Consider the following 26,028-nt stretch of genomic DNA (forward strand, 5'->3'; position numbering starts at 1 on the left):
GGCCAGGTCAGCCGCGCAGCGCGGCAACCAGGCCGGCGCGGACTTCGGGCTTGTCGCCGAACGGATCGCCAGGATTGCGCTGGTTGACGATGTCCTCCATGCGGTTCCGCACCGTGGCCAGGGCCTGCGGGTGGGAATAAATATAGAAGCTCTCGTCGCGGATGGCATCGAACGTCATCTGCGCGACGTCCGCCGCCGTGACCTTGCCCGAGTTGACCGCCTTGTCCGACAGCGCCTGCGACACCATCTGCGAGCGCGTCGGCGGCGCGTCGTTGGTCAGGCCGGCAGGCCGGTTGCGCTGCGACTGGCTGATGCCGGTCGGCACGAAGTATGGGCACAGTACCGAGCAACGCACCTGTTCGGTGACCAGGCTCAGGTCCTGGTAGAGCGTTTCGGTCAGCGACACCACCGCGTGCTTGGACACGTTGTAGACGCCCATCGCCGGGGGATTCAGCAGGCCGGCCATCGACGCCGTATTGACGATGTGACCCTGGAAGCCCGGGTCCTTCTTCGCGGCTTCCAGCATCAGCGGCGTGAAGATGCGCACGCCGTGGATCACCCCGTACAGGTTGACGCCGAGCACCCACTCCCAGTCCTTCTCGGAGTTTTCCCACAGCAGGCCGCCCGCACCGACTCCCGCGTTGTTGAAAACCAGATTGACCTCGCCGAAGGCCGTCAGGGCCGCATCGGCCAGCGCCTGAACCTGTTCGGCCTTCGATACATCCGTGCGCAGCCCGATCACCTGGGCGCCCTGGGCCTTGAACCCGGCCACCGCGGCGTCGAGCGCGTCTTCCTGGACATCGGCCAGCACAAGCTTCATGCCCAACTGGGCGCCAATCCGCGCGAACTCCTTGCCGAATCCCGATGCGCCGCCGGTAATGACGGCGACCTTGCCTTCGAACTGCTTCATGGTGTCTCCTCCGTTTTCGGATGCGTCTTTTGTTGATGGTCTTTGCTCCCCTCTCCCAAAGGCGGGAGCGGGGGAAAAAGCTGCACCGCCCGGCGCCCTAGCCCGCCGCCTGCACGTGATAGCCCTGACGCGGGAAATGCACGTTGACCGCGCCGGCACGGGGGTCCTGCCGGCGAATGGTGACCACGTGTTCGGTCAACGTCAGCAGTACGCCGGCCACCGGGTCCTTCGCGTAGTCGGTGGGCGTGACGGTGACTGCGTCACCGGCCGCGAAGCCGGCGCCGGGCAGGATAGTCGTGTCGTGCGGCAGCGGGTCGTGATCGTAGGCATCGGCAATGGCGGATTCGGACGGAATCACGCGCAGCTTGCCGTGGCCGTACGCCTGCATGCGCGCAAACCACGTCTTGACCAGCGGATACCCGTCGAGCAATGCCGCCAGCGCCTGCGCCCGGCGGATAAACCAGATACAGTGAAACAGCGAGAAATCGGCGATCGACAGTTCCGGCCCGGCCACATGCTGCTGGCCGGCGGAAAACTGCTCCTGCAGCCGCGCGAAGGTCTCGTGCAGCATCGCCGCCGCCTCCGGCAACGGCATGCGCAGCGCGTTGGAGTCGCCGCGCATGGCCTTGCGGTCGGCCATGAAGGCCTGGATCTGTCCCGGCGACAGGTGCGACAGCATCGCCTGCACGCCGGCCGGCTGCATCGCGTAGGTCACGGCGGCCGTAAACAGCGCGCTGTCGATCCAGGCAGCCATGATGTGCGACTGCGCGGCCTGCGCCACTGGATACAGCGGCGGATGGGGCGCCATGCGGTCCAGCACCGCGCAGATCAGCGCCGTATCGCAATAGATATCGGCGCCGATCTGCATGACCGGCGTGCGGCGGTAACCGCCCGTGAGCGCCGTGACATCGGGCTTGGGCATGATCGGCGGAATTTCCACCGCGCACCAGGACAGGCCCTTGGCGCCCAGCACGAGCCGGACTTTCTCGGAAAACGGCGACGTTGCGTATTGGTGAAGGATGAGGTCGGGCATCTTGGCCTTTCAGGAGGAGATCGGGGAGATCGACTCCTGCTTAATCGAGCAGATCCGGCTGTTCTTTAACGATACGTGCGTATAACGGCTGGAACTGGAACCAGCCGGCCTGCGCCGTACCGACGATCGAATAGGCCTGGCTGGCCGCCGCGTCGCTGATCACCCTCGGTGCCTGGCCCGTCCGGACGGCCGCCGATTCGGCCAGGATCTGCACCTGGCACGACCGCTCCATCGTGATGAACCACCAGGCGGCCTCGTCCACGGTCTTGCCCACCGTCAGCAGGCCATGGTTCTGCAGGATCGCCGCCTTGTTCTGGCCCAGCGCGTTGGCGATACGCTGACCTTCGTCCAGTTCGACCACCACGCCGCCGAAATCGTCGTACAGCGCATGGTCGTTGTAGAACGCGCAGACATCCTGGGTCAGCGGATCGAGCTTGCGCCCCAGCGTGGACCACGCCCGGCCATAGGTGCTATGAGAATGGGCAGCCGCCACGGCGTCTTCACGCGTCTGGTGCACGCGCGAGTGAATGGCGAAGGCCGCCGCGTTCACCGGATAGTCGCCCTCCACCACATTGCCGTGGTGATCGCAGCGGATCAGGTTCGACACCTTGACGTGGCTGAAGTGGACGCCAAACGGGTTGACCCAGAACGTGTCGGTGAACTCGGGGTCGCGCGCCGTGATATGGCCGGCCACGCCTTCGTCAAACCCGAATTTGGAGAACAGCCGGAACGCCGCCGCCAGCCGCTGCTTGCGATGCAGCCGCTCCTGGGCCGGCGTATCGAACTGCGGCGGGCGCGGCAGATTGCGGTAGCGGGCCTTGACCTCCTCGGACAGGCCGGCGGCCATGTCATCCTTGTCATTGGCGGTTTGCGGGGCGTTCATGGCTGTCTCCTTATTTGTGGGGTTGGGTGCCGCTCAGGCCATCTTCACCAGCTGCTTGCCGAAGTTCTTGCCCTTCAGCAGGCCGATGAAGGCCTCCGGCGCGCTGGCCAGGCCTTCGGCGATGCTCTCGCGGAACTTGATCTTGCCCTGCGCCACGAAGCCGCCCAGTTCCTTGAGCGCCTGCGGCCAGACGTCCATGTGTTCGGACACGATAAAGCCCTCGATCTTGCAGCGCGATACCAGGATGGCGCGCGGATTGCGGATCGGCATGTCCTGACCGTCGTAGCCGGCGATCAGCCCGCACACGGCGATGCGCGCGAACGGGTTCAGGCGGGCCAGCACCACGTCGAGGATGTCGCCGCCGACGTTCTCGAAGTAGCCATCGACACCCTTGGGCGTCACGGCCTTGACCATCGCGTACAACTCCTTTGCGTCCTTGGCCGCCTTGTAGTCCACGCAGGCGTCGAAGCCCAGTTCATTGGTCACGTAGTCGCACTTGTCCTTGCCGCCCGCCACGCCCACCACGTAGCAGCCGGCCAGCTTGGCCAGCTGGCCGACCACGCTGCCCACGGCGCCCGAGGCCGCACTGACGACGATGGTCTCGCCGGCCTTGGGGGCGATGATCTTGTTCAGGCCATACCAGGCGGTCACGCCGGGCATGCCGACCGAGCCCAGGTAGGCCGACAGCGGGATATGCGTGGTGTCCACCTTCTGCATGCCCCCGCCATCGCTCACGCCGATTTCCTGCCAGCCGAACATGCCGACGACCTTGTCGCCGACGTTCCATTTCGGGTTCTTGCTGGCGATGACCTCGCCCACGGTGCCGCCGATCATCACTTCGCCCAGCGGTTGCGGATCGGCGTACGACTTGCTGTCGCTCATGCGGCCGCGCATGTACGGGTCCAGCGACAGGAAATGGTTGCGCACCATGACCTGGCCGTCGGCCAGATCCGGCACGGCCACCTCTTCCAGGCGGAAATTCTCGGGCGTGACGGCTGCGGCCGGACGCGAGGCCAGAACGATGCGCTTGTAGGTTTGCTTCGACATGTGTGGATTCCTTCGCTCGGTTTGCGCGTGGGTTAGCGCGGTTTTGCGCGGTTTTGCGTTTGGATGGAAGAACTGCTGGCGCGACGCGATCAGCCGTCCGCGCCCGAATCCGCCGCCCCGGATTCCCGCTTGGGCGGCATGCGCTTGATGTATTTGAACGTGCCCGATGCCTTCGATACGATCTTGCCGTCGGCGTCGACGATCTCGCCTTCGCAGAACACCATCGTCGACGTCCGATGCACGGTCTGCCCCCGCGCGGTCAGCTTGCCGCGCCCCGGCGCCATGAAGCTGGTCTTCATCTCGATGGTGACCACGCCCCGTCCGTCGGCGTCGGACGAGCGGCCGGCAATGGCCATGGCCACGTCGAGCAGGGTCATGATCACGCCGCCGTGCGCCATGTCCCAGCTGTTCTGGTGGCGCGTCTGCAGATCCAGCTCGATCTCGCTGCGGCCGCCTTCCATGTAGTTGCACAGCACGCCGAGATCGGCAAGGAACGGGATGTTGAGTTGGCGTTGGGTCATGTTTGGGGGCAATTGAAAAAAACCTTCGGCCTGAACTATGCGCCGGCTTCGCACCGCTCTCCCGCGCGCGGGAAAGGGTGCACACCCGCTGCACTTACACCGCGCTGACCCCGCCGTCGACCGCCAGGATCTGCCCCGTGATGTGCTTGCCGGCGTCCGACGCAAACAGCAGCGCGGCGCCCTTCAGGTCTTCGTCGTCGCCCAGCCGGTGCAGCGGCACGCCTTCGCACATCTTGTCCACGCCCAGGCGGTCCAGCGACCCCTTGGTCATCTTCGACGGGAAGAAGCCCGGCGCCAGCGCGTTGACCGTGATGTTGTGCTCGCCCCATTCGCCGGCCAGCGTGCGCGTGAAATTGACCACCGCGCCCTTTGACGTGTTGTAGGCAATGGTCTCCAGCGAGCCCGGCGGGTTGCCGCCCAGGCCGGCAATCGACGCCACGTTGATGATGCGGCCGTGGCGGCGCGGGATCATCGACAGCTTGCCGATCTTCTGCGACAGCAGAAACAGACCGCGGATGTTCAGGTTCATCACCTTGTCCCAGGCCTCGATCGGGTGATCCTCGGCCGGGGCACCCCAGGTGGCCCCCGCGTTGTTGACGAGGATGTCGACGTGACCGAGCCTGGCCAGCGCCTCGTCCGCCAGGCGCGAGATCTCGTCGTCGCGCGAGCCATCGGCCGCGATCCAGTCGGCCTCGATGCCGCGCGCCTTCAGGTGGGCCTGCGCCGACTGCAGTTCGTCGGCCTTGCGGGCCGACAGCACCAGACGCGCGCCCTGCTCGCCCAGCGCCTCGGCAATCTGCAGGCCCAGCCCGCGCGAACCGCCCGTGATCAGTGCGGTACGCCCCTTCAGGTCGAACAGTTGCTGGATGGTTCTCATGTCGTCTCCGTTTCTCGTTTCTCGTTTCTCGTTTCTCTAATGTGCGATTCCGCTTGCCATTTAGAACCAGGCGTCCTGCATGTCCAGCGTGGTGCGATCCAGCGAGGCCAGCAGGTCGAGCTGCGGATATACCTTCGGCAGCTCGAACCGGAAGAAGTACGCCGCCGCCGCGAGCTTGCCGCGATAAAAGTCGGCATCCTCGCCCTTCGCGCCTGCCAGCCCGGCGTGCGCCACCAGGGCCTGCTCCAGCCAGATCCACGACACCACGACGTGGCCGAATGCCTCCAGGTAGACCGATGCATTGGCCAGCGTCACGTTTGGATCGCCGGCCGACCACAGCGTCTGCGTGACCTCGGCCAGCCGCGCGGCCGCGGCGCCCAGCGCGCGCGCCTGTTCGCCCAGCGCCTTGTCGCCGCTGGCTGCGGCGCGCTCGCAGGTCGCCTGTACGCGCTGGCCCAGCAACTGGAAGGCCGCCCCGTCCTGCATTACCACCTTGCGGCCCAGCAGATCCAGACCCTGGATGCCGTGCGTGCCTTCGTGGATCGGGTTCAGGCGGTTGTCACGATAGAACTGCTCGACGTTGTATTCCCGGGTGTAGCCGTAGCCGCCATGCACCTGGATGGCCAGGCTGTTGGCTTCCAGGCACCACTGGGACGGCCAGCTCTTGGCGATCGGCGTCAGGATATCGAGCAGCAGCGACAGCTCGCGCTGCCTTGCCGTCTCGCCGGCCGCCTTGGCGGCGTGCTCGTCGTCCACCAGCCGCGCACAGTACAGGTTGAGCGCCAGGCCGCCTTCGACATAGCTCTTCTGCGCCAGCAGCATGCGGCGCACGTCGGCGTGTTCTACCAGCTTGACCTGCGGGCTGGCCGGGTCCTTGCCCTGCGGCCCCACCGGCCGGCCCTGCGGACGGTTGCGGGCGTAGTCGAGCGCGTGCAGGTAGCCCGTATAGCCCAGCGCCACCGCGCCCAGGCCCACGCCGATACGCGCCTCGTTCATCATGTGGAACATGCAGGCCAGGCCCTTGTGCGGCTCGCCCACCAGGTAGCCGATGGCACCGGCCTTGCCGCCCGGCCTGTACTTCATGCCCTCGCCGAAGTTCAGCAGACAGTTGGTGGTGCCCCGGTATCCCATCTTGTGGTTCAGGCCGGCCAGCACGACGTCGTTGTGCTCGCCCAGCGAACCGTCCGCGTTGACCAGATACTTCGGCACGATGAACAGCGAGATGCCCTTCACGCCCGGGATCAGCTTGCCATCTGGCCCCGGGATCTTGGCCAGCACCAGATGCACGATGTTGTCGGACAGCTCATGCTCGCCGGCCGAGATCCACATCTTGTTGCCGCGCAGCCGGTATTGCTGGCCCAGCGGCGATTCGCCTTCGTATTCGGCGCGCGTGGTGACATCCGACAGCGACGACCCGGCCTGGGGCTCCGACAGACACATCGTGCCGAAAAAGCGTCCTTCAAGCTCCGGCCGCACGAAGGTGTCGATCTGCGCCGGCGTGCCGTGCGTCAGCAGCAGGTTGGCATTGCCGATGGTCAGGAACGGGTATGAACTGGTGCCAACGTTGGCAGCCTTGAAATACGCGAACGCGGCCTTTTCCAGCGTGACCGGCAGTTGCATGCCACCGTACTCGTAGTCCTGCCCGGCCGCCATCAGGCCGGCTTCGCAGAACGCCTTCAGCGCGGTCTTGACTTCGGGGATGATCGTGACGGTCTCGCCGTCGAAGTGCGGTTCCTGGGCGTCGCTCTTCTTGTTATGCGGCGCGAACAGGTCCGTGGCAATCTTTTCGCAGGTATCGAGCGCGGCGTCGAAGGTCTCGCGCGAATGGTCTGCAAAACGGGGAATCCGGGTCAGCGACTCGGCATCGAGCCATTCGTACAGGACGAAATTGAGATCACGACGGGAGAGAATCAGCGACATGGGAGACAACACTCCTGGCTGAAAAGCGCGGCAGACAGCCGTCGCAAGGGGTAGGAAGCCACGCCCTCCCCGCAAGGCGGAGAGGGCGTGTACGTCGTCGGTCCGGCGCCAGCAGGCTTACAGGACTTCGAACAGGCCGGCGGCACCCTGGCCGCCGCCGATGCACATCGTCACCACGACGTACTTCACGCCGCGGCGCTTGCCTTCGATCAGCGCATGGCCAACCAGGCGGGCACCGGACACACCATACGGATGGCCCACGGCGATGGCACCGCCGTTCACGTTAAGGCGATCCATCGGGATGCCGAGCTTGTCGGCGCAGTACAGCACCTGCACCGCGAACGCCTCGTTCAGTTCCCAAAGGCCGATGTCCTCGACCTTCAGGCCCGTCTTCTTCAGCAGCTTCGGCACGGCGAACATCGGGCCGATCCCCATTTCATCGGGCTCGCAGCCGGCCACGGCAAAGCCGCGGAACACGCCCAGCGGCTGCAGGCCCTTGGCGGCCGCCACGCGGGCATTCATCACCACCGCAGCCGAAGCGCCGTCCGAGAACTGCGACGCATTGCCGGCCGTGATGACGCCGCCAGGCATGGCCGTGCGGATCTTCGACACGCCTTCCAGCGTGGTGTCGGCGCGGATGCCTTCGTCGGCGTCAATGGTGACTTCCCTGGTCATCAGCTGACCCGTGGCCTTGTCGGCCACGCCGGCCAGCACCGTCATCGGCACGATCTCGTCCTTGAACTTGCCGGCTTCCAGGGCAGCGGCCGCACGCAACTGGCTCTGCACGCCATACTCGTCCTGGCGCTCCTTCGAGATGTTGTAGCGCTTGGCCACGTTCTCGGCGGTCTGCAGCATGCTCCAGTAGATTTCCGGCTTGTTCTTGTTCAGCCAGCTTTCCTGGATCATGTGGCGGTTCATCTCCTGCTGCACGCACGAGATCGATTCCACGCCGCCGGCCACGAAGATATCGCCTTCGTCGGCGATCACGCGCTGCGCGGCCATGGCGATGGTCTGCAGGCCCGACGAGCAGAAGCGGTTCACGGTGGCGCCGGGCACGGTCACCGGGCAGCCGGCGCGCAGGGCGATCTGGCGCGCGATGTTGGCGCCGGTGGCGCCTTCGGGGTTGGCACAACCCATCAGCACGTCTTCCACTTCACCGGCCTCGATCTTGGCCCGCGCGATGGCGTGCTGGACGGCGTGGCCGCCCAGGGTGGCGCCGTGGGTCATGTTGAAAGCGCCCTTCCAGCTCTTGGCCAGCCCGGTACGGGCCGTGGATACGATGACTGCCTCGTTCATGTGTTGCTCCTCGGTATCTTGGTGTCTCTGGCTATCTCTAGCCAACTTGCGACGAATATTCGGTATGTCGACGTGAATCGTCAGGATTCAGGAAGCCAGGGATTGTGGTTCGCACTACCGGCCAGCAACGCCGCGGACGTGGTACGCCGGACCCCGGCCGCGGCCAGGTCCTGCCAGGCGCGGGCCAGCGATCCGTCCAGGTCGATCGCCCGGCAGGCGTCTTCCACGACCACCGCCTCGAAGCCTGCCGCGCGCGCATCGAGCGCGCTCCAGGCCACGCAGTAGTCGGTCGCCAGCCCGACGCAGACCACGCGCCGGACGCCCTGCTCCCGCAGGTAGCCGCCCAGGCCGGTCCTTGTCGTGCGATCCGCTTCCAGAAAGGCGCTGTAGCTGTCCACGCCGGCATGATGACCCTTGCGGATCAGAAGCCGCGCATGCGGAACACGCAGGTCCGCATGCAGCGCGGCGCCCGGAGTGTCCTGCACGCAGTGGTCCGGCCAGAGCACCTGCTCGCCATACGGCAGCGTGGTGGTCTGGAACGGCGCGCGCCCGGCATGACTGGTGGCGAACGACGCATGCCCGGCCGGATGCCAGTCCTGCGTCAGCACCACATGCTCGAAGGCCGGCGCCAGCCGGTTGATCACGGCCACCACTTCGTCGCCCTGCGGCACGGCCAGCGCGCCACCGGGCATGAAATCGTTCTGCACGTCGATCACCAGCAGGCAGTCCTGCGCGCCGTAGGCCATGGTTTTCGTGTCCCCTGTTTTCCTGTTTCTGTCGATTCAGGCCGTCGTGTCTCAGCCGTTGAAGCCCTTGCCCTCGTCGGCCAGCTTCTGCAGCAGCGGGGCCACCTTCCAGGCTTCGCCGTGGTAACCCTTGGCGTAACGCTTCATCGACTGGGCCACGTTGAACAGGCCAACCTGGTCGGCGTAGAGCATCGGGCCGCCGCGGAACAGCGGGAAGCCGTAGCCGGTCAGGTAAACCATGTCGATGTCCGACGCCTTCGACGCGATACCCTCTTCCAGGATCTTGGCGCCTTCGTTCACCAGTGCGAACACCAGGCGTTCGACGATTTCCTCATCGGAAATCTTGCGGCGGGTGATACCGAGTTCCTTCGAATGCTCGACGATCATCTCGTTGACCTGCGCATTCGGGTACGGCTTGCGGTCGCCCGCCTTGTAGTCGTACCAGCCGGCACCGGTCTTCTGGCCGAAGCGGCCCATTTCGCAAAGCTTGTCGGCCGTCTTCGAATACTGGATGTCCGGCTTGTCGACGGCGCGGCGCTTGCGGATGGCCCAGCCGATGTCGTTGCCGGCCAGGTCGCCCATGCGGAACGGGCCCATGGCGAAGCCGAACTTTTCGATCGCGCGGTCCACCTGCTCCGGCAGCGCACCTTCGTCCAGCAGGTAGCCCGCCTGGCGGCTGTATTGCTCGATCATGCGGTTGCCGATGAAGCCGTCGCAGACGCCCGAGACCACGGCCGTCTTCTTGATCTTCTTGGCGATCTGCATGACGGTAGCCAGCACGTCCTTGCCGGTTTTCTCGCCGCGCACCACTTCCAGCAGCTTCATGACGTTGGCCGGGCTGAAGAAGTGCATGCCGACCACGTCCTGCGGACGCTTGGTGAACGAGGCAATCTTGTTCACGTCCAGCGTGGACGTGTTGGAGGCCAGGATCGCACCGGCCTTCATCACTTCGTCCAGCTTCTTGAAGACGATTTCCTTGACTCCCATTTCCTCGAACACGGCCTCGATGACCAGGTCGGCGTCCTTGATGTCGTCATAGGACAGCGTGGTGGTCAGCAGGCCCATGCGCTGTTCGACCTTTTCCTGCGTGAGCTTGCCCTTCTTGGCGCTGTTCTCGTAGTTCTTGCGGATCGTGCCCACGCCGCGGTCCAGCGCCTCCTGCTTGGTTTCCAGCATCGTCACGGGGATGCCGGCGTTCAGGAAGTTCATGGTGATGCCGCCGCCCATCGTGCCGGCGCCGATCACGGCAACGCGCTCGATCTTGCGGACCGGGGTGTCGCTGGACACATCGGGGATCTTGCTGGCGGCGCGCTCGCCGAAGAAGGCATGGCGCAGGGCGCGCGATTCCGGCGTACCGACCAGGTACATGAACCCTTCGCGCTCTTCCTTCAGGCCCGCTTCGAACGGCTTGAGCGAGGCGGCCACGGCCTCCACGCACTTCGACGGCGCCGGGAAGTTCTTGGCCACGGCAGCCACGGTGTTCCTGGCAAAAGCCAGGAAGCCTTCGGCGTTTTCGTGACGCACCTTCAGGTCGCGCACCTTGGGGTACGGGCCGGGGGCGGCGGCCACGTTCTGGGCGAACTTGACGGCGGCAGGCAGCACGTCGCCATCGACGAGTTCGTCGAACAGCTTCGAGCCGGCGAATTTTTCCGAGGGGATGGCCGTGCCGGACACGATCATGTTCAGCGCGTGCTCCAGGCCGATCAGGCGCGGCAGGCGCTGCGTGCCGCCCGCGCCGGGCAGCAGGCCCAGCTTGACTTCGGGCAGCGCGATCTGCGCGCCCTTGGCGGCCACGCGGTAGTTGCAGCCCAGGGCCAGTTCCAGGCCGCCGCCCATGGCGACGGAGTGGATGGCGGCCACGACCGGCTTGGTCGAGGCTTCCAGCGCGCGGATCACCGAATGCAGCGTCGGCTCCTGCGTGGCCTTGGGCGTATTGAATTCACGGATGTCGGCGCCGCCCGAGAACGCCTTGCCAGCGCCGGTAATGACGACGGCCTTGACGGCGGCATCGTCCAGCGCACGGGTCAAGCCTTCGACGATGCCCAGGCGGGTGCTGTGACCGAGGCCGTTGACCGGGGGATTGTCGAGCGTGATAACGGCTACGCCGTCCTGTACCTGATACTGCGCTGTCATACGCGTTCCTTTGGTATTTGCGAGCCCTTCGTCTTCCTAGGGGCTCATGGGTTGTCTCGGGATTCGAATTCTCGAATGCAGTTCTTGCTCTGATCCTGCCGGAACTTCGGGCCGCCTGCGCGATGGCCCGCAATCCCTTGTGCCACAAGCCATCCGGCTCGAAGGCGGGACAAGCATACACAAAATAGCACGGTCGTTCAATTTCAATTTTCCACCGCGGAACGGCCGTCATGCGCGGCCTTCATGGCCGCTTTTTCCGGCATTCATGTTGAGCCTGCAGCGGGGTTCAAACCCTCAGGGGGAACCCGTAGGACGCGGGACGGAATCAGGGCATTTATGCCGAATAAATCACCCTTCCGCGGGCAATCCTTCTCGGCGAGGAAATTTTTGACATGGCACTCCAATCGGCAAAAAGATGCCCGACGACAACCGCCTGCCCCGCGAAGGCGAGTCGTCAGTGCTAACCGGGTGCCGCCGCTGGGAACATGCGATCCGACTTGGCAATAACCTTCCCTGTGCTAAGGTTTATACGACCTATTCGAAGACGCGGCGGGGTCAGGCCACTGCCGCAAAACGGGATGCGCGGGAGAAGCATGGCACGTCTGAACATAGAAGGACGGGAAATCGCGGCGCCGGCCGGTTGTTCGATCCTGCAGGCATTCATCCACGCAGGCGAGACGCTCGTGGAAGGTGTCGGCTGCATGGGCCAGGGGGTGTGCGGCTCCTGCCGGGTCATGGTCCGGCGCCAGGGCGAGCCGGAGGTCAAGACCGCGCTGGCCTGCGAGACGATGGTCGAGGACGGCATGCAGGTGGCCTTCCTTGACTACTTCACCTCGTCATCGCGCCATGTCTATCGAATCGAGGATATCGGCGACAGCTGGCAGATCCTGGGCACCATTGCCGAGACCTTTCCGGAGGCCGCCCATTGCCGGCACTGCAGCGGCTGTGACCGGGCCTGTCCCAAGCAGCTCGATGTCCAGCGCGGCGTCAACCTTGCCGTGGCCGGCGAACTGGCGGCGTCGGCGAAGGTCTTCGACGAATGCGTCATGTGCAACCTCTGCACGCTGGCCTGCCCCGAACTGATCCAGCCCAACCATCTTGGCCTGTTCGTGCGGCGCATGATCGCTTCGCTGTCGCTGCGTCCGGCGAACCTGATGCAGCGGTTGCAGCAGACCGAGCGGGGCGAGATGACGATCGACCTGGACGCGCCGGGCGCGCATCCCCCACAACAAGGTTGACAGACCACACACCATGCCCGACAGCATCCCTTATCAGGAGGCATGCCAACGCTACAAGCGTGGCGTGACGCCCGCCATGCGCGACGACACGACTTCCGTCGAGGCGCTCCTCAAGGCCTATCACCCCGATCATGGGCCGAACGCCAGAGTCGCCCTGTCCGTGGGGCCGAACCGTGGCGACCCCTGCCAGCCCGATCTGGCCCGCAGTCTTCAGGCCAATGCGCTGATCGACGACGTCGATATCGCCGGCGCGCAACTGGTCACGACCGACGTCCTGGTCATCGGCGGCGGCGGAGGCGGCTGCGCGGCGGCGCTGACCGCCGCGGCACAGGGCGCGCAGGTCGTCCTTGCCACCAAGCTGCGCCTGGGCGACAGCAACACCGTGATGGCCGAAGGTGGCATCCAGGCAGCCATCGGCGAGGACGACACCCTGCAAATGCATTTCGAGGACACGCTGCGCGCCGGCCATTTTTGCGCAGACCGTGAACTTGTCGCACAGATGGTCTCTGACGGTCCGGACGTGATCCGGTGGCTGATCCGGCTGGGCATGATGTTCGACCAGACCGAGGATCGGGCCATCGGTGGCAACCTGCTGCGCAAGAAGCCCGGCGGGGCATCCGCTGCGCGCATCCTGTCCTATCGCGACTACACCGGCCTGGAAATGATGCGCGTGCTGCGCGAGGCGGTGGACCTGGATCCGGGCATTGCCGTCTGGAACCGCTGCCCGGTGGTCGAACTGCTGTCCGACGAGCGCGGACGCTGCGCCGGGGCCGTAATCTACAACCTCGAATGGGGCGCCTTCGTGCTGGTGCGCGCCCGCTCGGTGATCCTGGCCACCGGTGGCGCCGGCCGGCTGCATCTGAATGCGTTCCCGACGTCCAACCACTATGGCGCCACCGCCGATGGCCTGGTGCTGGCCTATCGCATGGGCGCCCGCCTGCGGGAACTCGACTCGTTCCAGTACCATCCCACCGGCATTGCCTATCCGCCCCACCTGGCGGGCGGCCTGATCTCCGAGGCCGCGCGCTCGGCCGGGGCAAAGCTGATCAATGGCGAAGGGGAGCGATTCGTGGACGAACTCAAGCCGCGCGACGTCGTGGCCTCGGCCATCCTGCGAGAATGCGCGGAAGGCCGCGGCATCAGCCGCGATGGACAGGTTGGCGTGTTTCTCGACACGCCCACGCTGGAACTGGAAAACCCTGGCATCCTCGCCAACCGGCTGGTCACCCTCACCCATCTGGCGCACAAATGCGGGCATGACGCGGCACAGGTGCCCTTTCTGGTCTACCCGACGCTGCACTACCAGAACGGCGGCATGGCGATCGACAAGGATGGATCGACAAACGTGCCGGGCCTGTATGGCGTGGGCGAAGTCACCGGCGGCATCCACGGACGCAACCGGCTGATGGGCAATGCGCTGCTGGACATCCTGAGCATGGGGCGCCGGGCCGGCGCAAAGGCGGCGGAATCGATGCGCGGCGCGCTGCCCAGCCGCGCCGGAATCGGCCACGTCCACGCATGGCAGCGCGAACTAACGCTGGCCGGCCTGCCACTGCACGTCCAGGCGCCCCAGCTTTTTCCCGGCTACGCGCATTTCGATCTGCGTGTCGATGCCGGCCTGCGTGCCGGTGCGCGAGGCCGTACGGTGGGTAGCCTGCGATGAGCCACGCCATGGAACGCCCGAACAAGGTCCTGCTGAATGACGACATCCAGGTCGGTGCCGACCTGACCGCGTGGCTGGCACACGGCGGCGGTGAAGGGCTGGCCAGGGCCCTCGACGATCCAGCGGCCATCATCGGAGCAATCGAACAGGCGGGACTGCGTGGCATGGGCGGCGCCGGGTTCCCGACGCATCGAAAATGGGCGCCCGTCGCGGCGGCGCCTGCCGGAGAAAAGTACGTCATCTGCAATGGCAACGAAGACGAACCGGGCACCTTCAAGGATCGCTTTCTGCTGGAGCACACACCACACCAGGTGATCGAGGGCGCGCTGATCGCGGCGGCCGCCACGCGGGCCAATCATGTCGTCCTGTACGTCAACCCGCATCAGTTGCAGTCGCTGGCAGTCACGCGGCTGGCGGTGCAACAGTGGCAGACCCATCCGCTGTTCGACCGTCTGGCGGCCGTGGTCGGCGGCGCCGTCTCGCTGCAAGTCATGCCGAGTTCCGGCCTGTACATCGGCGGCGAGGAGACGGCGGTGATTGCCAGCGTGGAAGGCGGATTTCCGTTCCCGCGCCGCAAGCCGCCCTACCCGGCCGAGCACGGCGTCCATGGCGCGCCCACCATCGTCAACAACACCGAGACGCTGGCTCACGTGCCAGGCATCCTGCGCCATGGCCCACAGTGGTATCGCGATCTCGGTCTCGGCAAGGCGGTGGGCACGAAGCTCTATTCGCTTTCAGGAGACGTGCTGCGCCCGGGCCTGTATGAACTGCCGATGGGGACGAGTTTGGAATCGCTGGTGTTCGGGCACGGCGGCGGCATGCTTCAGGGCAAGGAGTTCAAGGCGGTATTTACGGGAGGCCCTTCCAACACCCTGCTGACCAAGCGCGACCTGGACGTCGCGCTGGATTTCGACGCGGTGCGTCAGCGGCGTTCGAGCCTGGGGACCGGGGCCATGATCGTCGTCTCGGAAGGCACCAGCATCGTCCGCAAGGTTGCCGAATACGTGAGCTTCTTTGCCCAGGGGTCGTGCGGCCAGTGCCCGTCCTGCAAGGGCGGCACATTTCAGCTGATGCGGCTGCTCAACCGGATCGACACCGGCCGCGGCGTGCGGGCAGACCTGGAGGCGCTGGAGAACCTCTGCCGCATCCTGCCGGGCAGCGGCCGCTGCGGACTGATCGACGGTGCGGTGACGGTGGTGGAAAGCTCCATGCACCAGTTTCGCGAGGAATACGAGAACCTGCTGATGACGTGACGACGGTACTGGCGGCCACGCAAGCCGCCAGAAGACCGGCCGGATTTACCAGAAACCCAGCACCTTCCACCAAAGGCCGCCGACCACGGCGAAGACGACGAGTTCGAACACGCACATCACCGCGCCGGCCCGCCACCACTGCCCCAGCGTGACGTAGCCGCTGCCGAAGATGATCGGCGACGTGCCGGTTGCGTAGTGGGTCAGCGTCATCATGATCGCCGACCCGGCGGTCATCATCAGCATGAACGGCGGGATGTACTCCGGCGGAATCAGATGCGCGCCGACCGTAAGGAATGCGAGCATCATGGCGCTGATATGCGCCGTGGTACTGGCGAACAGGTAGTGCGAGAACACGAACGCCAGCACCAGCACGGCGGCAATCCCCTTCCATTCCATGCCACTGGCGGAAATGGCGTCGCGCATGTCGGCCGAGAACCAGGCGATCACGCCCAGCTTGTTGAGTTGTTCGGCCAGCATCACCAGGGCCCCGAACCAGATCAGCGTGTCCCAGGCGCTCTTTTCGGACAGCACATCGTCCCAGTCGATCGTCCCTGTGATGATCAGCCCAAAGAGGCCAAGGAAGGCCACGACGGTCGGGTCCAGCGTGTAGGCCGGCCCGAAAATCATCGCGGGCAGATTGGCCCACAGGATCAGCATCATGGCGAACACGCCCATCATGACGCGTTCCTTGCCGCTCAACGGGCCCATGCGCGCCAGCTCGCCCCGGGCGTAGTCGACGGCATTGGGCGTGACCTTCAGCTCCGGCGGCGATAGCAGGTAGATGATCAGCGGCATCAAAAGCAGGCAGAGCAGGCCCGGCAGCAGCATGCACAACGCCCAGGTGGTCCACGTCAGATGCAGCGCCTGGCCGCTGGCCTTGGCCACGTAATCCACCACCAGCGGGTTCGGCGCGGTGGCGGTCAGGAACATGGCGGAGGTAATCGGATTGGCGTGGTAGTTCACGAGCGCCAGGTATGTGCCCACCTTGCCCTGCGTCCCCTTGGCCGGGTCGGAGTCGAAGGCGCCAGCGATCGATCGCATGATCGGATGGACGATGCCGCCTCCGCGGGCCGTATTGCTGGGGGTGAACGGTGCCAGCACCAGTTCGCAGATGGTGAGTCCGTATCCGATGCCAACCGTGCGCTTGCCCAGCAGGGCAATGAACATCAGGCCGATCCGGTTCCCGAGCCCCGTCTTCTTCAGTCCGCGCGAGATCAGGATCGCCACGACGATCAGCCAGATCAGCGGATTCGAGAAACTGCTCAGTGCGTCGGCAATGGCGCCCTTCGACGTCGGCGATGTCACCTGTGCCAGCGACACGATCACGATCGCCATCATGGCCATCACGCCAATCGGCATGACCTTAAGGATGATCGCGACAATCGTGGTCAGGAAGATCGCCACCAGATGCCAGGCCTCGGGCTTCAGCCCTTCCGGCGCCGGAAGCAGCAGCAGCGTGACCAGGACAGCCGTGGCGATAATGGCGGGCGTCAGCCGGAACGGTACGACTGACATGAAATAGCGATACATCGCCATCAACTTGGACAGCATTGGTCTTCACCTCCCACGCGCGGGATGCGGCGACATCGAATCACCGATACCCGGTTTTCTCGGCCCACTCGGCCCCTACCCCCCAATATGTGACGTCGGGTGTTTTCAGGCAATGGACTTTGGTCCACTTCCCATCCGGGCAACCCCGCGTTCCGCGCCTTACATGACGGCATAACGTGCTTCATTAAGCACTTTACTCAACCATCTGGCCCGTTTTTCTCGCGCGGCTTATCTGCGGGTGGCTTCTAGGTCTTTGGGTCCATACCCAATCCCGACTGCGCGGCACTAAGCTCGGCTTAGCGTGTTTCCGGAATGCGGCCCGAGGATCGAGCGAGGTGGCCAAGACGCGGCCGATGTCCGGCTTCCGACACTGAACCAGCAATGGAGACGATCATGGAAACAGCCGGACATTCAAAGCCGCTCTACAAGTCTCTCTACTTTCAGGTCATTACCGCCATTATTCTTGGCGTCATTCTTGGACACTTCTTTCCCCAGACCGGCGAGGCCATGAAGCCCCTGGGCGACGGCTTCATCAAGCTGATCAAGATGATCATCGCGCCGATCATCTTCTGCACGGTCGTGGTGGGCATCGCCGGCATGGAGGACATGAAGAAGGTCGGCAAAACGGGTGGCCTGGCGCTGCTCTATTTCGAGGTCGTCAGCAGCATTGCGTTACTGGTGGGCTTGTTCATCATCAATATCGTCAAGCCCGGCGCAGGCATGAATGTCGATCCAGCCACCCTCGATACCAAAGGCATCGCCGCCTATACCGGCCCCGGAAAAATGCAGGGCACGGTCGAATTCCTGATGAACGTGATCCCCAATACGGTGGTGGATGCGTTCGCCAAAGGCGAAATCCTTCAGGTGCTGCTATTTGCCGTGATGTTTGGCTTTGCGCTGCACAGGTTCGGTGGGCGCGGCACGCTGGTTTTCGACTTCATCGAAAAATTCTCGCACGTACTGTTTGCCATCGTCGGGTACATCATGAAGGTGGCGCCGATCGGGGCGTTCGGCGCCATGGCCTTTACCATCGGCAAATACGGCCTGAGTTCGCTGCTCCAGCTTGGCCAGCTCATGGCGACGTTCTATGCCACCTGCCTGCTTTTCATCTTCGTCGTGCTGGGATCCATCGCGCGATTCCATGGATTCTCGATCTGGAAGTTCATCAAGTACATCAAGGAAGAGCTTCTGATCGTGCTGGGCACATCGTCTTCGGAATCGGTGTTGCCCCGGATGATGGCCAAGCTTGAAAACCTGGGCGCCCGCAAATCGGTGGTGGGCCTGGTGATCCCGACCGGCTATTCCTTCAATCTGGACGGCACATCGATCTACCTGACCATGGCAGCGGTCTTCATCGCCCAGGCCACCAATACCGACATGACCTTCACCCAGCAGATTACCTTGCTTGCGGTCCTGCTTTTGACATCGAAGGGCGCGGCTGGCGTGACAGGCAGCGGCTTCATCGTGCTGGCAGCCACGCTTTCCGCGGTGGGACACGTGCCCGTCGCGGGGCTGGCACTGATTCTCGGCATCGACCGGTTCATGTCCGAGGCACGCGCCCTGACCAACCTGATCGGCAACGGCGTCGCCACGGTCGTCGTGGCAAAGTGGACGGGCGACCTGGACGTCGAGCGGATGCACAGCAGGCTTGACGGCGAGACCGATATCGAAGCGGATGAGCCGGAGGTCGTACTCGATCAGGTAGCGGCGCGCATGCCGGCTGCCGACACCCGGAACAGATAGGCCAGCGGCAGCGGGGGCACGCGGCATATCGAGCCGATCGGTTCACACCTCCAGCCACTCCTTCCGGATCTGGGCATTGGCCTTCAGTTCCACGGGCGTGCCCTCGAACACGATATGCCCGTGGCCCATCACGTAGACGCGCTGCGAAATATCCAGCGCAATGGCCAGTTTCTGCTCGATCAGCAGCACGGACACGCCGCGCTCCTTGAGCGTCTTGAGGAATTCGCCCACCAGCGTGACGATCATCGGCGCCAGGCCCTCGGTGGGCTCGTCGATCAGGATCAGGTCGGGGTCGCCCATCAGCGTGCGGCATAGCGTCAGCATCTGCTGCTCGCCGCCGGACAGCACGCCTGCCGACGTGTTCTCGCGCTCCTTGAGCCGGGGGAACATGCGGTACATGTCCTCCACGCTCCAGCGCGGCTTCTGCTGGCGCGGATTGCGCTTCTCGCCCAGCAGCAGGTTCTGCCGCACTGTCAGCGTCGGGAAGATGTCGCGGTTCTCGGGCACATAGCCGATGCCGGCATGGGCAATCTCGAACGTACGGCGGCCCAGGATTTCGTCGCCACGAAAGCGAACCGATCCTTCCGCCTTGACCATGCCCAGGATGGCCTTGGCCATCGTCGAGCGCCCCACGCCGTTGCGGCCCAGCAGCGCCACGATCTCGCCTTCGTCGACATGGGCATCCACGCCGTGCAGGATATGGCTCTTTCCGTAATAGGCGTGCAGCCCGGTGACTTCCAGCATGGGCTTGCTCATTCGTGGGCTCCTGCCAGCGCGGGTTCGTCGAGCGAGGTGCCCAGGTAGGCTTCCTTGACGCGGCGGTTGTTGCGAATGGCCTCAGGCGTGTCGGTGGCGATGACCTCGCCGTACACCAGCACCGAAATGCGGTCGGCCAGGCCGAACACCACGCTCATGTCGTGCTCCACCATGACCAGGGTCTTGCCTACCGTCACCTTGCGGATCAGCTCCACGGCGTGGTCCGATTCGGAGCGGCTCATGCCGGCGGTGGGCTCGTCCAGCAGGATGACCTCGGAGCCGCCGGCGATGGTGATGCCGATCTCCAGCGCCCGCTGCTCCGCATAGGTCAGCAGGCCGGCCTGCGTATTGCGCCGGTGCTGCATGCCGATCAGTTCCAGCACCTCGTCGGCGCGCGCCTTGGCATCGCGCAACGCCGACAGCCGGTGCCAGAACGAATACTTGTAGCCCAGCGACCACAGCACCGCGCAGCGCAGGTTTTCGAACACCGACAGCCGGTGGAAGATGTTCGTGATCTGGAAGCTGCGCGACAGGCCCATCCGGTTGATCTCGAACGGCCGCAGCCCCGCAATGCTCTGGCCGTTCAGCTTCACCGCCCCGGACGTCGGTGCGAACCGGCCCGAGATCAGATTGAAGGTGGTCGATTTGCCGGCCCCGTTCGGGCCGATCAGCGCATGCCGCTCGCCCTTGCCGATGGTCAGCGTCACCCCCCGGATGATCTCGGTCTGCCCGAACCGCTTGCGGACATCCGAAAGTTCAAGTGCGGCGTTCATGCCAGACCTTCCGTTTGCGCCTGGATGGCGTCGAGTTCGGCGCGCACCTTCGCCGTCGCCCAGCGCCAGGCCGCATAGCCCAGCGCCCACAGCGCCGCCGCCACGATCCACGGCGGCAGCGTGCCGGCGTCGAAACCGACGCCGAGCAACGACATCGCCGTGCCATTGGCACTGTCAACCTGCACCTTGTAGACCATTTCCACGGTCAGGATCACGGCCGCCAGCAGCACCAGGCCGGCCACGCCGGCCCTTGCGTACGACGGCAGCATGCGGCCGAACTGCTTCCTCGCCAGCAGCGGCATCTGCATCAGCAGCAGGCTGGCGATGCCGCCTGGCACGAACATCACCATCGTCACGAAGAACAGGCCCAGGTACAGCAGCCAGGCCTTGGTCAGGTCCGACAGTGCCACCGCGAACAGCGTGAAGACGATGGCGCCGATGACCGGGCCGAAGAACACGCCCGCGCCGCCGATAAACGCGGCCAGCAACACGCCGCCCGAGCGAACCGCGCTGACGTTTTCGGCCGACACGATCTCGAAATTGATGGCCGACAGCGCCCCGGCAATGCCCGCGAAGAACGCCGACAGGATCAGCACCAGGTAGCGCACGCGCTGGGTGTTGTAGCCGATGAACTCCACCCGCTCGGGATTGTCCCGTACCGCGTTGGCGATGCGGCCCAGCGGCGTCTGCGTCCAGGCGTACATGGCCACCATCGACAGGAAGCACCAGATCGCGATCAGGTAGTACACCTGCCGGCCCGGGCCGAAGGTGATGCCCAGGAAGGGATCGCCAACCACGCGGTTGGTGGAGATCCCGCCTTCGCCGCCAAAGAAATCGGGGAACATCAGTGAACTGGCAAACACCATTTCGCCGATGCCCATTGTGATCATGGCGAACGTGGTGCCGGACTTCTTCGTCGTCACGTACCCGAACAGCACGCCGAAGAACGCCCCGGCCAGGCCTCCCACCAGCGGCAGCATCGACACCGGCAGCCAGACCTTGCCCGCGCCGATCATGTTCAGTACGTGTACCGCGATGAACGCCCCCAGGCCCGAGTACACGGCATGCCCGAACGACAGCATGCCGGTCTGCCCCAGCAGCATGTTGTACGAGAGCGCGAAGATGATCATGATGCCCATCTGGGACATCAGCGTTACCGCGAACCCGCCCGTGAAGGCCAGCGGCATCACCAGCATCAGCAGCGCCGTCGTGGTCCAGATGACCCAGCGCGCCAGGTTTAACGGGCGGTAACGCAGGGTGCGGCCAGTCACGACCGGGTTGGAGCTTTGTTGCATCGTCGTAGACTCCATCGCTCAGCTCTCCCGGGTGCCCATCAGCCCGCGCGGGCGGAATATCAGCATGACCACCAGCAGCAGGTACGGCAGCACCGGCGCCACCTGCGCCACGGTGAGCTTCCAGACCGAACTGAACGGCGTGGCATCGGTGACGGCCATGCCGAAGCTGCCAAACAGGCCGGCCAGCGACGCATCGATCGTCACCGCGAACGTCTGCAGCACCCCGATCAGGATCGATGCGATGAACGCCCCGACCAGCGAGCCCATGCCGCCCACCACCGCCACGACGAAGACGATCGACCCGACCGCCGCCGCCATCGACGGCTCGGTGACAAACGCATTGCCGCCGATCACGCCGGCCAGGCCAGCCAGCGCCGCGCCGCCGCCGAACACCATCATGAACACGCGCGGCACGTTGTGGCCCAGGGCCTCGACCATCTCCGGATGGGTCAGCGCCGCCTGGATGACCAGGCCAATGCGGGTGCGCGTCAGGACCAGGTAGATCGCCACCAGCATGCCCAGCGATACCAGCATCATGAATGCGCGGTATTTGGGAAACGACGAGGTGAAGACCGTGAACAGCGGCCCGTCGAGCTCGGCCGGGATGCGGTACGGCACGGCGGCCAGGCCCCAGACCAGCTTGACGCCTTCCTCGATCAGGTAGGCCAGGCCGAAAGTAAATAGCAGTTCGGCCACATGGCCGTACTTGTGGACGGTGCGCAGGCCGAATCGCTCCACCAGTGCCCCGGCAGCGGCTACCAGCAGCGGCGCCAGGATCAGCGCCGGCCAGAAGCCGACCTTGGTGGCGATGGTGTAGGCAAAGTAGGCGCCCAGCATGTAGAAGCTGGCATGGGCGAAGTTGAGCACGCCCATCATGCTGAAGATCAGCGTCAGCCCCGATGACAGCATGAACAGCAGCAAGCCGTAGCTGACGCCGTTCAGTAGCGAGATGATGAAGAATTCCACGGCAAGTCCTCAGGGCCTGTTCCCGGAGCCGGAGCCTGACCCGACAAAAGCCATATTGTCAGGGGTTCCCGCGCGGCGGGGAACCCCTTCCCACCTGCCGCGGTGTCAGCTTCCGCTGCCCGGCCGCTTCATCTGGCACGAGGTGGGCTGCGCCGCCACGAACTGGTCAAGCGTCGCATTGGTCTTCCAGCCATAGCCGGTGTTTTCCTGGTCGTACTTGATGTCCTTGCCGTTGACCTTCGTCCAGGTTGCCACTACCAGTGGCTGCTGGGCCTGGTGGTCGCTGGCACGCATCTCCACCGTGCCATTCATGCTTTCCACCTTCAGGCCCTCCATCGCCTTGGCCACCTTGACCGGATCGGTGGATCCGGTGTCCTTGATGGCCTTGGCCAGCATGGCGACGCCCGTGTACGACGCCATCACGTAGAAGTCGTCGTTGTACTTCTTCTTGTAGCCCTCGACGATGTCTCCGCCCCGGAAGGTGGCGTTGTTCGGGTTGTAGTAGCCCACGTACTTGACGTGCTCGGTGCCGGCCGCCCCCATGGCGGTGGGCACGCCGGTCGTGGCGGCGTAGTACGTGTAGTAGTTGACCGGCAGGCCGGCATCCTTGCCTGCCTTGATCAGCAGGGCCAGGTCGCTGCCCCAGTTGCCGGTGATCACCGTATCGGCGCCCGACGCCTTGATCTTGGCCGCATACGGCGCGAAATCCTTGACCTGCGCCAGCGGGTGCAGGTCTTCGCCAACGATCTGGATGTCGGGCCGCTTGCGCTTCAGGTAGTCCTTGGCCGCCCGTGCCACCTGGTGGCCGAACGAGTAGTTCTGGTTGATCAGGTAGACCTTCTTGACGTTGGGATCCTTGGCCAGGTAGGTGGTCAGGGCCTCCATCTTCATGTCGGAATTGGCATCGAGCCGGAAATGCCAGTAGCTGCATTTGCTGTTCGTCATGTCCGGGTCCACCGCGGCGTAGTTCAGGTAGACGATTTCCTTGCCGGGGTTGCGCTCGTTGTGCTTGGCCACGGCGTCTTCCAGCGCCAGGCCCACCGACGAACCGTTGCCCTGCACGATGTAGCGGATATTCTGGTCGACCACCTGCTTGAGGATGGTCAGGCTTTCCTGCGGGCTCAGCTTGTTGTCGAAACCCACCACCTCGAACTTGTGCGCCCCGCCCCAGCCCTTCTGGTTGGCCACGTCGGCCACGTACTGCCAGCTCTTGAGCTGGTTCTGCCCCACCGGGGCCATCAGCCCCGACAACGGATCGATGAAGGCGATCTTCACCGTATCGGCCGTCGCGGCGCCCGATGCCAGCGCGGAACCCAGAGCAACAACTGCAGCCACACTTCGTACCAGCGGACGCAACCTTGTCATACCTGTCTCCTTCACTTGTTGTCATTGGCGATGGGCGGCGGCCCGTGCCCTCCTCGCGCCGGGCCGCCGCGTCTGCGCTGTGACCGCCATCCGACTGCCTTGGCGGGACACCGCAAATGCCTGCTGCTGCCTTGCCGGTCCTGAGATGCCGGAGTCCGGCCTTCAGGCGCCGGGCAGCTTGTATTCCTTGAACTGCTCGCGCAGCCGGAGCTTCTGCATCTTGCCGGTGGCCGTCAGCGGAATCTCGGTCACGAACGCCACGTCATCGGGAATCCACCACTTGGCGACCTTGCCTTCGAAGAAGCCGAGCAATTCCTCGCGGGTGACATCCATGCCGGGGCGCTTGACCACCACCAGCAGTGGCCGTTCGTCCCACTTGGGGTGGTACGCGGAGATGCACGCGGCCATATGCACGGCCGGATGCGCCGCGGCCACGTTCTCGACGTCGATCGATGAAATCCACTCGCCGCCGGACTTGATCACGTCCTTGCTGCGGTCCGTGATCTGCATGTAACCCTCTTCGTCGATGGTGGCCACGTCGCCAGTCGGGAACCAGCCATCGATCAGCGGGTTGCTGTCGTTGCGGTAGTAATGGTCGATCACCCACGGACCGCGCACCAGCAGGTCGCCGAAGGCCTTGCCGTCCCATGGCAGTTCCTGGCCTTCGCCATCCACGATCTTCATGTCCACGCCGTAGATCACCCGGCCCTGCTTTTCCAGGATCTTGTGCCGGGCGTCCTCGGGCAGGTCCTTGTGGCGGGCCAGCAGCTTGCAGGACGTGCCCAGCGGCGACATCTCGGTCATGCCCCAGGCGTGGATGACCTCCACGTCGAATGCCTCTAGCGTGCGGATCATCGCCGGCGGCGCGGCCGAGCCGCCGATCACCGTCCGGCGGAAGGTGGAGAACTTCAGCTTGTTCGCCTGCACGTATTGCAGCAGGCCCAACCAGACGGTCGGCACGCCGGCGGAGAACGTGACGCCTTCCTGTTCGAACAGCTCATAGAGCGATGCGCCGTCGAGCCTGGCGCCCGGAAACACCAGCTTGGCGCCCACCAGCGGCACCGAATACGGCAGGCCCCAGGCATTGACATGGAACATCGGCACCACCGGCAGGATCACGTCCTTGGCCGAGCAGCCCAGTGCGTCGGGCAGCGCCGACGCATAGGAATGCAGCACGGTCGAGCGGTGCGAATACAGCGCCCCCTTCGGATTGCCGGTCGTGCCCGACGTGTAGCACAGGCTCGACGCCTGGTTTTCGTCGAATTCCGGCCATTCGTAGGCGCCGTCGTGGGCGTCGATCAGGTCTTCGTAGCACAGCAGGTCAATCTTCGATTCCGCCGGCATATGCGCGCGGTCCGTCATCATGACCCAGCCCTTCACGTTCGGGCAGTGCGGCGCCACGCCTTCCACCAGCGGCAGGAACGTGGCATCGAAGAAAATGAACTGGTCGTCTGCGTGATTGACGATGTAGGCGATCTGCTCCGGGAACAGCCGCGGATTGATCGTGTGGCAGACGGCGCCCATGCCCGACACACCGTAGTAGATCTCCAGGTGCCGGTAGCCGTTCCAGGCCAGCGTGCCTACGCGCTCGCCCTGCGCCACGCCCAACGCCTCCAGCGCCTGGGCTACCTTGCGGGCACGCAGTTCGCAATCGCGGTAGGTATATCGGTGAAGATCGCCTTCGGTTCGCCGCGAGACGATTTCGGTGCTGCCGTAATAGCGCGCAGCGTGCTTGATGATGGAGGAAATGAGCAGCGGCGCGCTCATCATTTGACCCATCAATGCCATGAAACGGTCTCCTTGGTTCGGGAAAAACGAACAACCGTTCTTATTTTTGGCCGACTATCCCACACCCTGCAAAAGCATCGACAAAAAATGAAGAAACTTGTTGGTGTTGTTGGTGGACTGACGCGTAGTGGGCGCGCTCTCTTCGCACCTACGCGCGGACCCTGCCATGCACGGGATTGATGTCCAATATTTGCATCGCTTTTTGACTGGTCTGCGAGCAGCGGACAACCCTTGGCCGGCAGGAGAAAACCGGTGCAAGTACAATACTGCG

The 26,028-nt window shown here is 64.6% G+C and carries 21 protein-coding genes; 4 read left to right on the forward strand and 17 right to left on the reverse strand.

Translation table 11 applies throughout. The features are described from left to right. Positions 1-7: 7 nt before the first annotated feature. The 10 genes from BLQ58_RS06445 to BLQ58_RS06490 all read right to left on the reverse strand — a co-directional run bounded on the left by BLQ58_RS06445 (position 8) and on the right by BLQ58_RS06490 (position 11,366). A complete protein-coding gene (locus BLQ58_RS06445; protein ID WP_029051609.1) occupies positions 8-910 on the reverse strand; it encodes an SDR family oxidoreductase in 903 nt (300 codons plus the stop codon). 97 nt (positions 911-1,007) lie between these two features. Then, a complete protein-coding gene (locus BLQ58_RS06450) occupies positions 1,008-1,943 on the reverse strand; it encodes a glutathione S-transferase family protein (RefSeq protein WP_029051610.1) in 936 nt (311 codons plus the stop codon). Positions 1,944-1,983: 40 nt separating this feature from the next. Next, positions 1,984-2,826, reverse strand: a complete 843-nt coding sequence (locus BLQ58_RS06455; RefSeq protein WP_029051611.1) for a class II aldolase/adducin family protein — start codon at positions 2,824-2,826, stop codon at positions 1,984-1,986. Between the two features lie 33 nt (positions 2,827-2,859). Beyond that, positions 2,860-3,873 (reverse strand): NADP-dependent oxidoreductase, encoded by a 1,014-nt coding sequence (locus BLQ58_RS06460; protein ID WP_029051612.1) that lies wholly within the window; start codon positions 3,871-3,873, stop codon positions 2,860-2,862. An 89-nt stretch (positions 3,874-3,962) separates the two neighbouring features. Further along, complete coding sequence (locus tag BLQ58_RS06465) at positions 3,963-4,394, reverse strand: PaaI family thioesterase (protein ID WP_029051613.1); 432 nt, start codon at positions 4,392-4,394, stop codon at positions 3,963-3,965. Positions 4,395-4,488: 94 nt separating this feature from the next. Further along, complete coding sequence (locus BLQ58_RS06470) at positions 4,489-5,271, reverse strand: SDR family oxidoreductase (protein WP_029051187.1); 783 nt, start codon at positions 5,269-5,271, stop codon at positions 4,489-4,491. Positions 5,272-5,331: 60 nt separating this feature from the next. Next, entirely contained in the window at positions 5,332-7,191 is a 1,860-nt protein-coding gene (locus tag BLQ58_RS06475; RefSeq protein WP_029051188.1) for an acyl-CoA dehydrogenase, read from the reverse strand. 117 nt (positions 7,192-7,308) lie between these two features. After that, positions 7,309-8,487, reverse strand: coding sequence for an acetyl-CoA C-acyltransferase (locus BLQ58_RS06480; RefSeq protein WP_029051189.1), 1,179 nt, complete (start codon positions 8,485-8,487; stop codon positions 7,309-7,311). Between the two features lie 80 nt (positions 8,488-8,567). Further along, a complete protein-coding gene (gene pncA / locus BLQ58_RS06485; RefSeq protein ID WP_029051190.1) occupies positions 8,568-9,233 on the reverse strand; it encodes a bifunctional nicotinamidase/pyrazinamidase in 666 nt (221 codons plus the stop codon). Positions 9,234-9,284: 51 nt separating this feature from the next. Then, positions 9,285-11,366: a 3-hydroxyacyl-CoA dehydrogenase NAD-binding domain-containing protein gene (locus BLQ58_RS06490; protein ID WP_029051191.1), complete on the reverse strand. Its 2,082-nt coding sequence runs from the start codon at positions 11,364-11,366 to the stop codon at positions 9,285-9,287. A 593-nt stretch (positions 11,367-11,959) separates the two neighbouring features. On the opposite strand from BLQ58_RS06490, the gene BLQ58_RS06495 reads away from it, so the two are divergent. Genes BLQ58_RS06495 through BLQ58_RS06505 form a run of 3 tightly spaced genes read left to right on the forward strand, consistent with a single transcriptional unit; the run spans position 11,960 to position 15,520 of the window. After that, a complete protein-coding gene (locus BLQ58_RS06495; RefSeq protein ID WP_029051192.1) occupies positions 11,960-12,604 on the forward strand; it encodes a 4Fe-4S dicluster domain-containing protein in 645 nt (214 codons plus the stop codon). 13 nt (positions 12,605-12,617) lie between these two features. Beyond that, positions 12,618-14,267, forward strand: coding sequence for an FAD-binding protein (locus tag BLQ58_RS06500; RefSeq protein ID WP_029051193.1), 1,650 nt, complete (start codon positions 12,618-12,620; stop codon positions 14,265-14,267). Positions 14,268-14,275: 8 nt separating this feature from the next. Beyond that, positions 14,276-15,520, forward strand: coding sequence for a complex I 51 kDa subunit family protein (locus BLQ58_RS06505; protein WP_029051194.1), 1,245 nt, complete (start codon positions 14,276-14,278; stop codon positions 15,518-15,520). 45 nt (positions 15,521-15,565) lie between these two features. Here the strand turns inward: BLQ58_RS06505 and BLQ58_RS06510 are convergent, their stop codons facing one another. Further along, entirely contained in the window at positions 15,566-17,071 is a 1,506-nt protein-coding gene (locus BLQ58_RS06510) for a DASS family sodium-coupled anion symporter (protein WP_029051195.1), read from the reverse strand. A gap of 393 nt (positions 17,072-17,464) precedes the next feature. Here BLQ58_RS06510 and BLQ58_RS06515 point away from each other — a divergent pair, with 393 nt between their 5' ends. Next, positions 17,465-18,814 carry a dicarboxylate/amino acid:cation symporter gene (locus BLQ58_RS06515; protein WP_029051196.1) on the forward strand — a complete coding sequence of 450 codons (1,350 nt, stop codon included), beginning with the start codon at positions 17,465-17,467 and terminating at the stop codon, positions 18,812-18,814. 42 nt (positions 18,815-18,856) lie between these two features. Here the strand turns inward: BLQ58_RS06515 and BLQ58_RS06520 are convergent, their stop codons facing one another. The 6 genes from BLQ58_RS06520 to BLQ58_RS06545 form a co-directional block, all read right to left on the reverse strand. Next, complete coding sequence (locus tag BLQ58_RS06520; RefSeq protein WP_029051197.1) at positions 18,857-19,570, reverse strand: ABC transporter ATP-binding protein; 714 nt, start codon at positions 19,568-19,570, stop codon at positions 18,857-18,859. After that, complete coding sequence (locus BLQ58_RS06525) at positions 19,567-20,343, reverse strand: ABC transporter ATP-binding protein (protein ID WP_029051198.1); 777 nt, start codon at positions 20,341-20,343, stop codon at positions 19,567-19,569. Before BLQ58_RS06525 ends, BLQ58_RS06520 begins: the two co-directional genes overlap by 4 nt. Further along, positions 20,340-21,653, reverse strand: coding sequence for a branched-chain amino acid ABC transporter permease (locus tag BLQ58_RS06530; protein ID WP_029051199.1), 1,314 nt, complete (start codon positions 21,651-21,653; stop codon positions 20,340-20,342). The genes BLQ58_RS06525 and BLQ58_RS06530 overlap by 4 nt, the downstream gene beginning before the upstream one ends. A gap of 3 nt (positions 21,654-21,656) precedes the next feature. Further along, the gene (locus BLQ58_RS06535; protein WP_029051200.1) at positions 21,657-22,604 is read right to left on the reverse strand and encodes a branched-chain amino acid ABC transporter permease; all 948 of its coding nucleotides are present in this window, start codon (positions 22,602-22,604) and stop codon (positions 21,657-21,659) included. Positions 22,605-22,709: 105 nt separating this feature from the next. Beyond that, positions 22,710-23,969 (reverse strand): branched-chain amino acid ABC transporter substrate-binding protein, encoded by a 1,260-nt coding sequence (locus tag BLQ58_RS06540; RefSeq protein ID WP_029051201.1) that lies wholly within the window; start codon positions 23,967-23,969, stop codon positions 22,710-22,712. A gap of 162 nt (positions 23,970-24,131) precedes the next feature. After that, positions 24,132-25,757: a 3-(methylthio)propionyl-CoA ligase gene (locus BLQ58_RS06545; protein ID WP_029051202.1), complete on the reverse strand. Its 1,626-nt coding sequence runs from the start codon at positions 25,755-25,757 to the stop codon at positions 24,132-24,134. Positions 25,758-26,028 lie beyond the last annotated feature (271 nt).

Origin of the sequence: Ralstonia sp. 25mfcol4.1, from assembly GCF_900104095.1 — a bacterium.
Classification (GTDB): Bacteria; Pseudomonadota; Gammaproteobacteria; order Burkholderiales; family Burkholderiaceae; genus Cupriavidus.

Excerpts from the sequence above, each read along its gene's own strand:
- BLQ58_RS06445 (WP_029051609.1), bottom strand. The coding sequence starts at position 910 with ATGAAGCAGTTCGAAGGCAAGGTCGCCGTCATTACCGGCGGCGCATCG.
- BLQ58_RS06450 (WP_029051610.1), bottom strand. The coding sequence starts at position 1,943 with ATGCCCGACCTCATCCTTCACCAATACGCAACGTCGCCGTTTTCCGAG.
- BLQ58_RS06455 (WP_029051611.1), bottom strand. The coding sequence starts at position 2,826 with ATGAACGCCCCGCAAACCGCCAATGACAAGGATGACATGGCCGCCGGC.
- BLQ58_RS06460 (WP_029051612.1), bottom strand. The coding sequence starts at position 3,873 with ATGTCGAAGCAAACCTACAAGCGCATCGTTCTGGCCTCGCGTCCGGCC.
- BLQ58_RS06465 (WP_029051613.1), bottom strand. The coding sequence starts at position 4,394 with ATGACCCAACGCCAACTCAACATCCCGTTCCTTGCCGATCTCGGCGTG.
- BLQ58_RS06470 (WP_029051187.1), bottom strand. The coding sequence starts at position 5,271 with ATGAGAACCATCCAGCAACTGTTCGACCTGAAGGGGCGTACCGCACTG.
- BLQ58_RS06475 (WP_029051188.1), bottom strand. The coding sequence starts at position 7,191 with ATGTCGCTGATTCTCTCCCGTCGTGATCTCAATTTCGTCCTGTACGAA.
- BLQ58_RS06480 (WP_029051189.1), bottom strand. The coding sequence starts at position 8,487 with ATGAACGAGGCAGTCATCGTATCCACGGCCCGTACCGGGCTGGCCAAG.
- pncA (WP_029051190.1), bottom strand. The coding sequence starts at position 9,233 with ATGGCCTACGGCGCGCAGGACTGCCTGCTGGTGATCGACGTGCAGAAC.
- BLQ58_RS06490 (WP_029051191.1), bottom strand. The coding sequence starts at position 11,366 with ATGACAGCGCAGTATCAGGTACAGGACGGCGTAGCCGTTATCACGCTC.
- BLQ58_RS06495 (WP_029051192.1), top strand. The coding sequence starts at position 11,960 with ATGGCACGTCTGAACATAGAAGGACGGGAAATCGCGGCGCCGGCCGGT.
- BLQ58_RS06500 (WP_029051193.1), top strand. The coding sequence starts at position 12,618 with ATGCCCGACAGCATCCCTTATCAGGAGGCATGCCAACGCTACAAGCGT.
- BLQ58_RS06505 (WP_029051194.1), top strand. The coding sequence starts at position 14,276 with ATGGAACGCCCGAACAAGGTCCTGCTGAATGACGACATCCAGGTCGGT.
- BLQ58_RS06510 (WP_029051195.1), bottom strand. The coding sequence starts at position 17,071 with ATGCTGTCCAAGTTGATGGCGATGTATCGCTATTTCATGTCAGTCGTA.
- BLQ58_RS06515 (WP_029051196.1), top strand. The coding sequence starts at position 17,465 with ATGGAAACAGCCGGACATTCAAAGCCGCTCTACAAGTCTCTCTACTTT.
- BLQ58_RS06520 (WP_029051197.1), bottom strand. The coding sequence starts at position 19,570 with ATGAGCAAGCCCATGCTGGAAGTCACCGGGCTGCACGCCTATTACGGA.
- BLQ58_RS06525 (WP_029051198.1), bottom strand. The coding sequence starts at position 20,343 with ATGAACGCCGCACTTGAACTTTCGGATGTCCGCAAGCGGTTCGGGCAG.
- BLQ58_RS06530 (WP_029051199.1), bottom strand. The coding sequence starts at position 21,653 with ATGGAGTCTACGACGATGCAACAAAGCTCCAACCCGGTCGTGACTGGC.
- BLQ58_RS06540 (WP_029051201.1), bottom strand. The coding sequence starts at position 23,969 with ATGACAAGGTTGCGTCCGCTGGTACGAAGTGTGGCTGCAGTTGTTGCT.
- BLQ58_RS06545 (WP_029051202.1), bottom strand. The coding sequence starts at position 25,757 with ATGGCATTGATGGGTCAAATGATGAGCGCGCCGCTGCTCATTTCCTCC.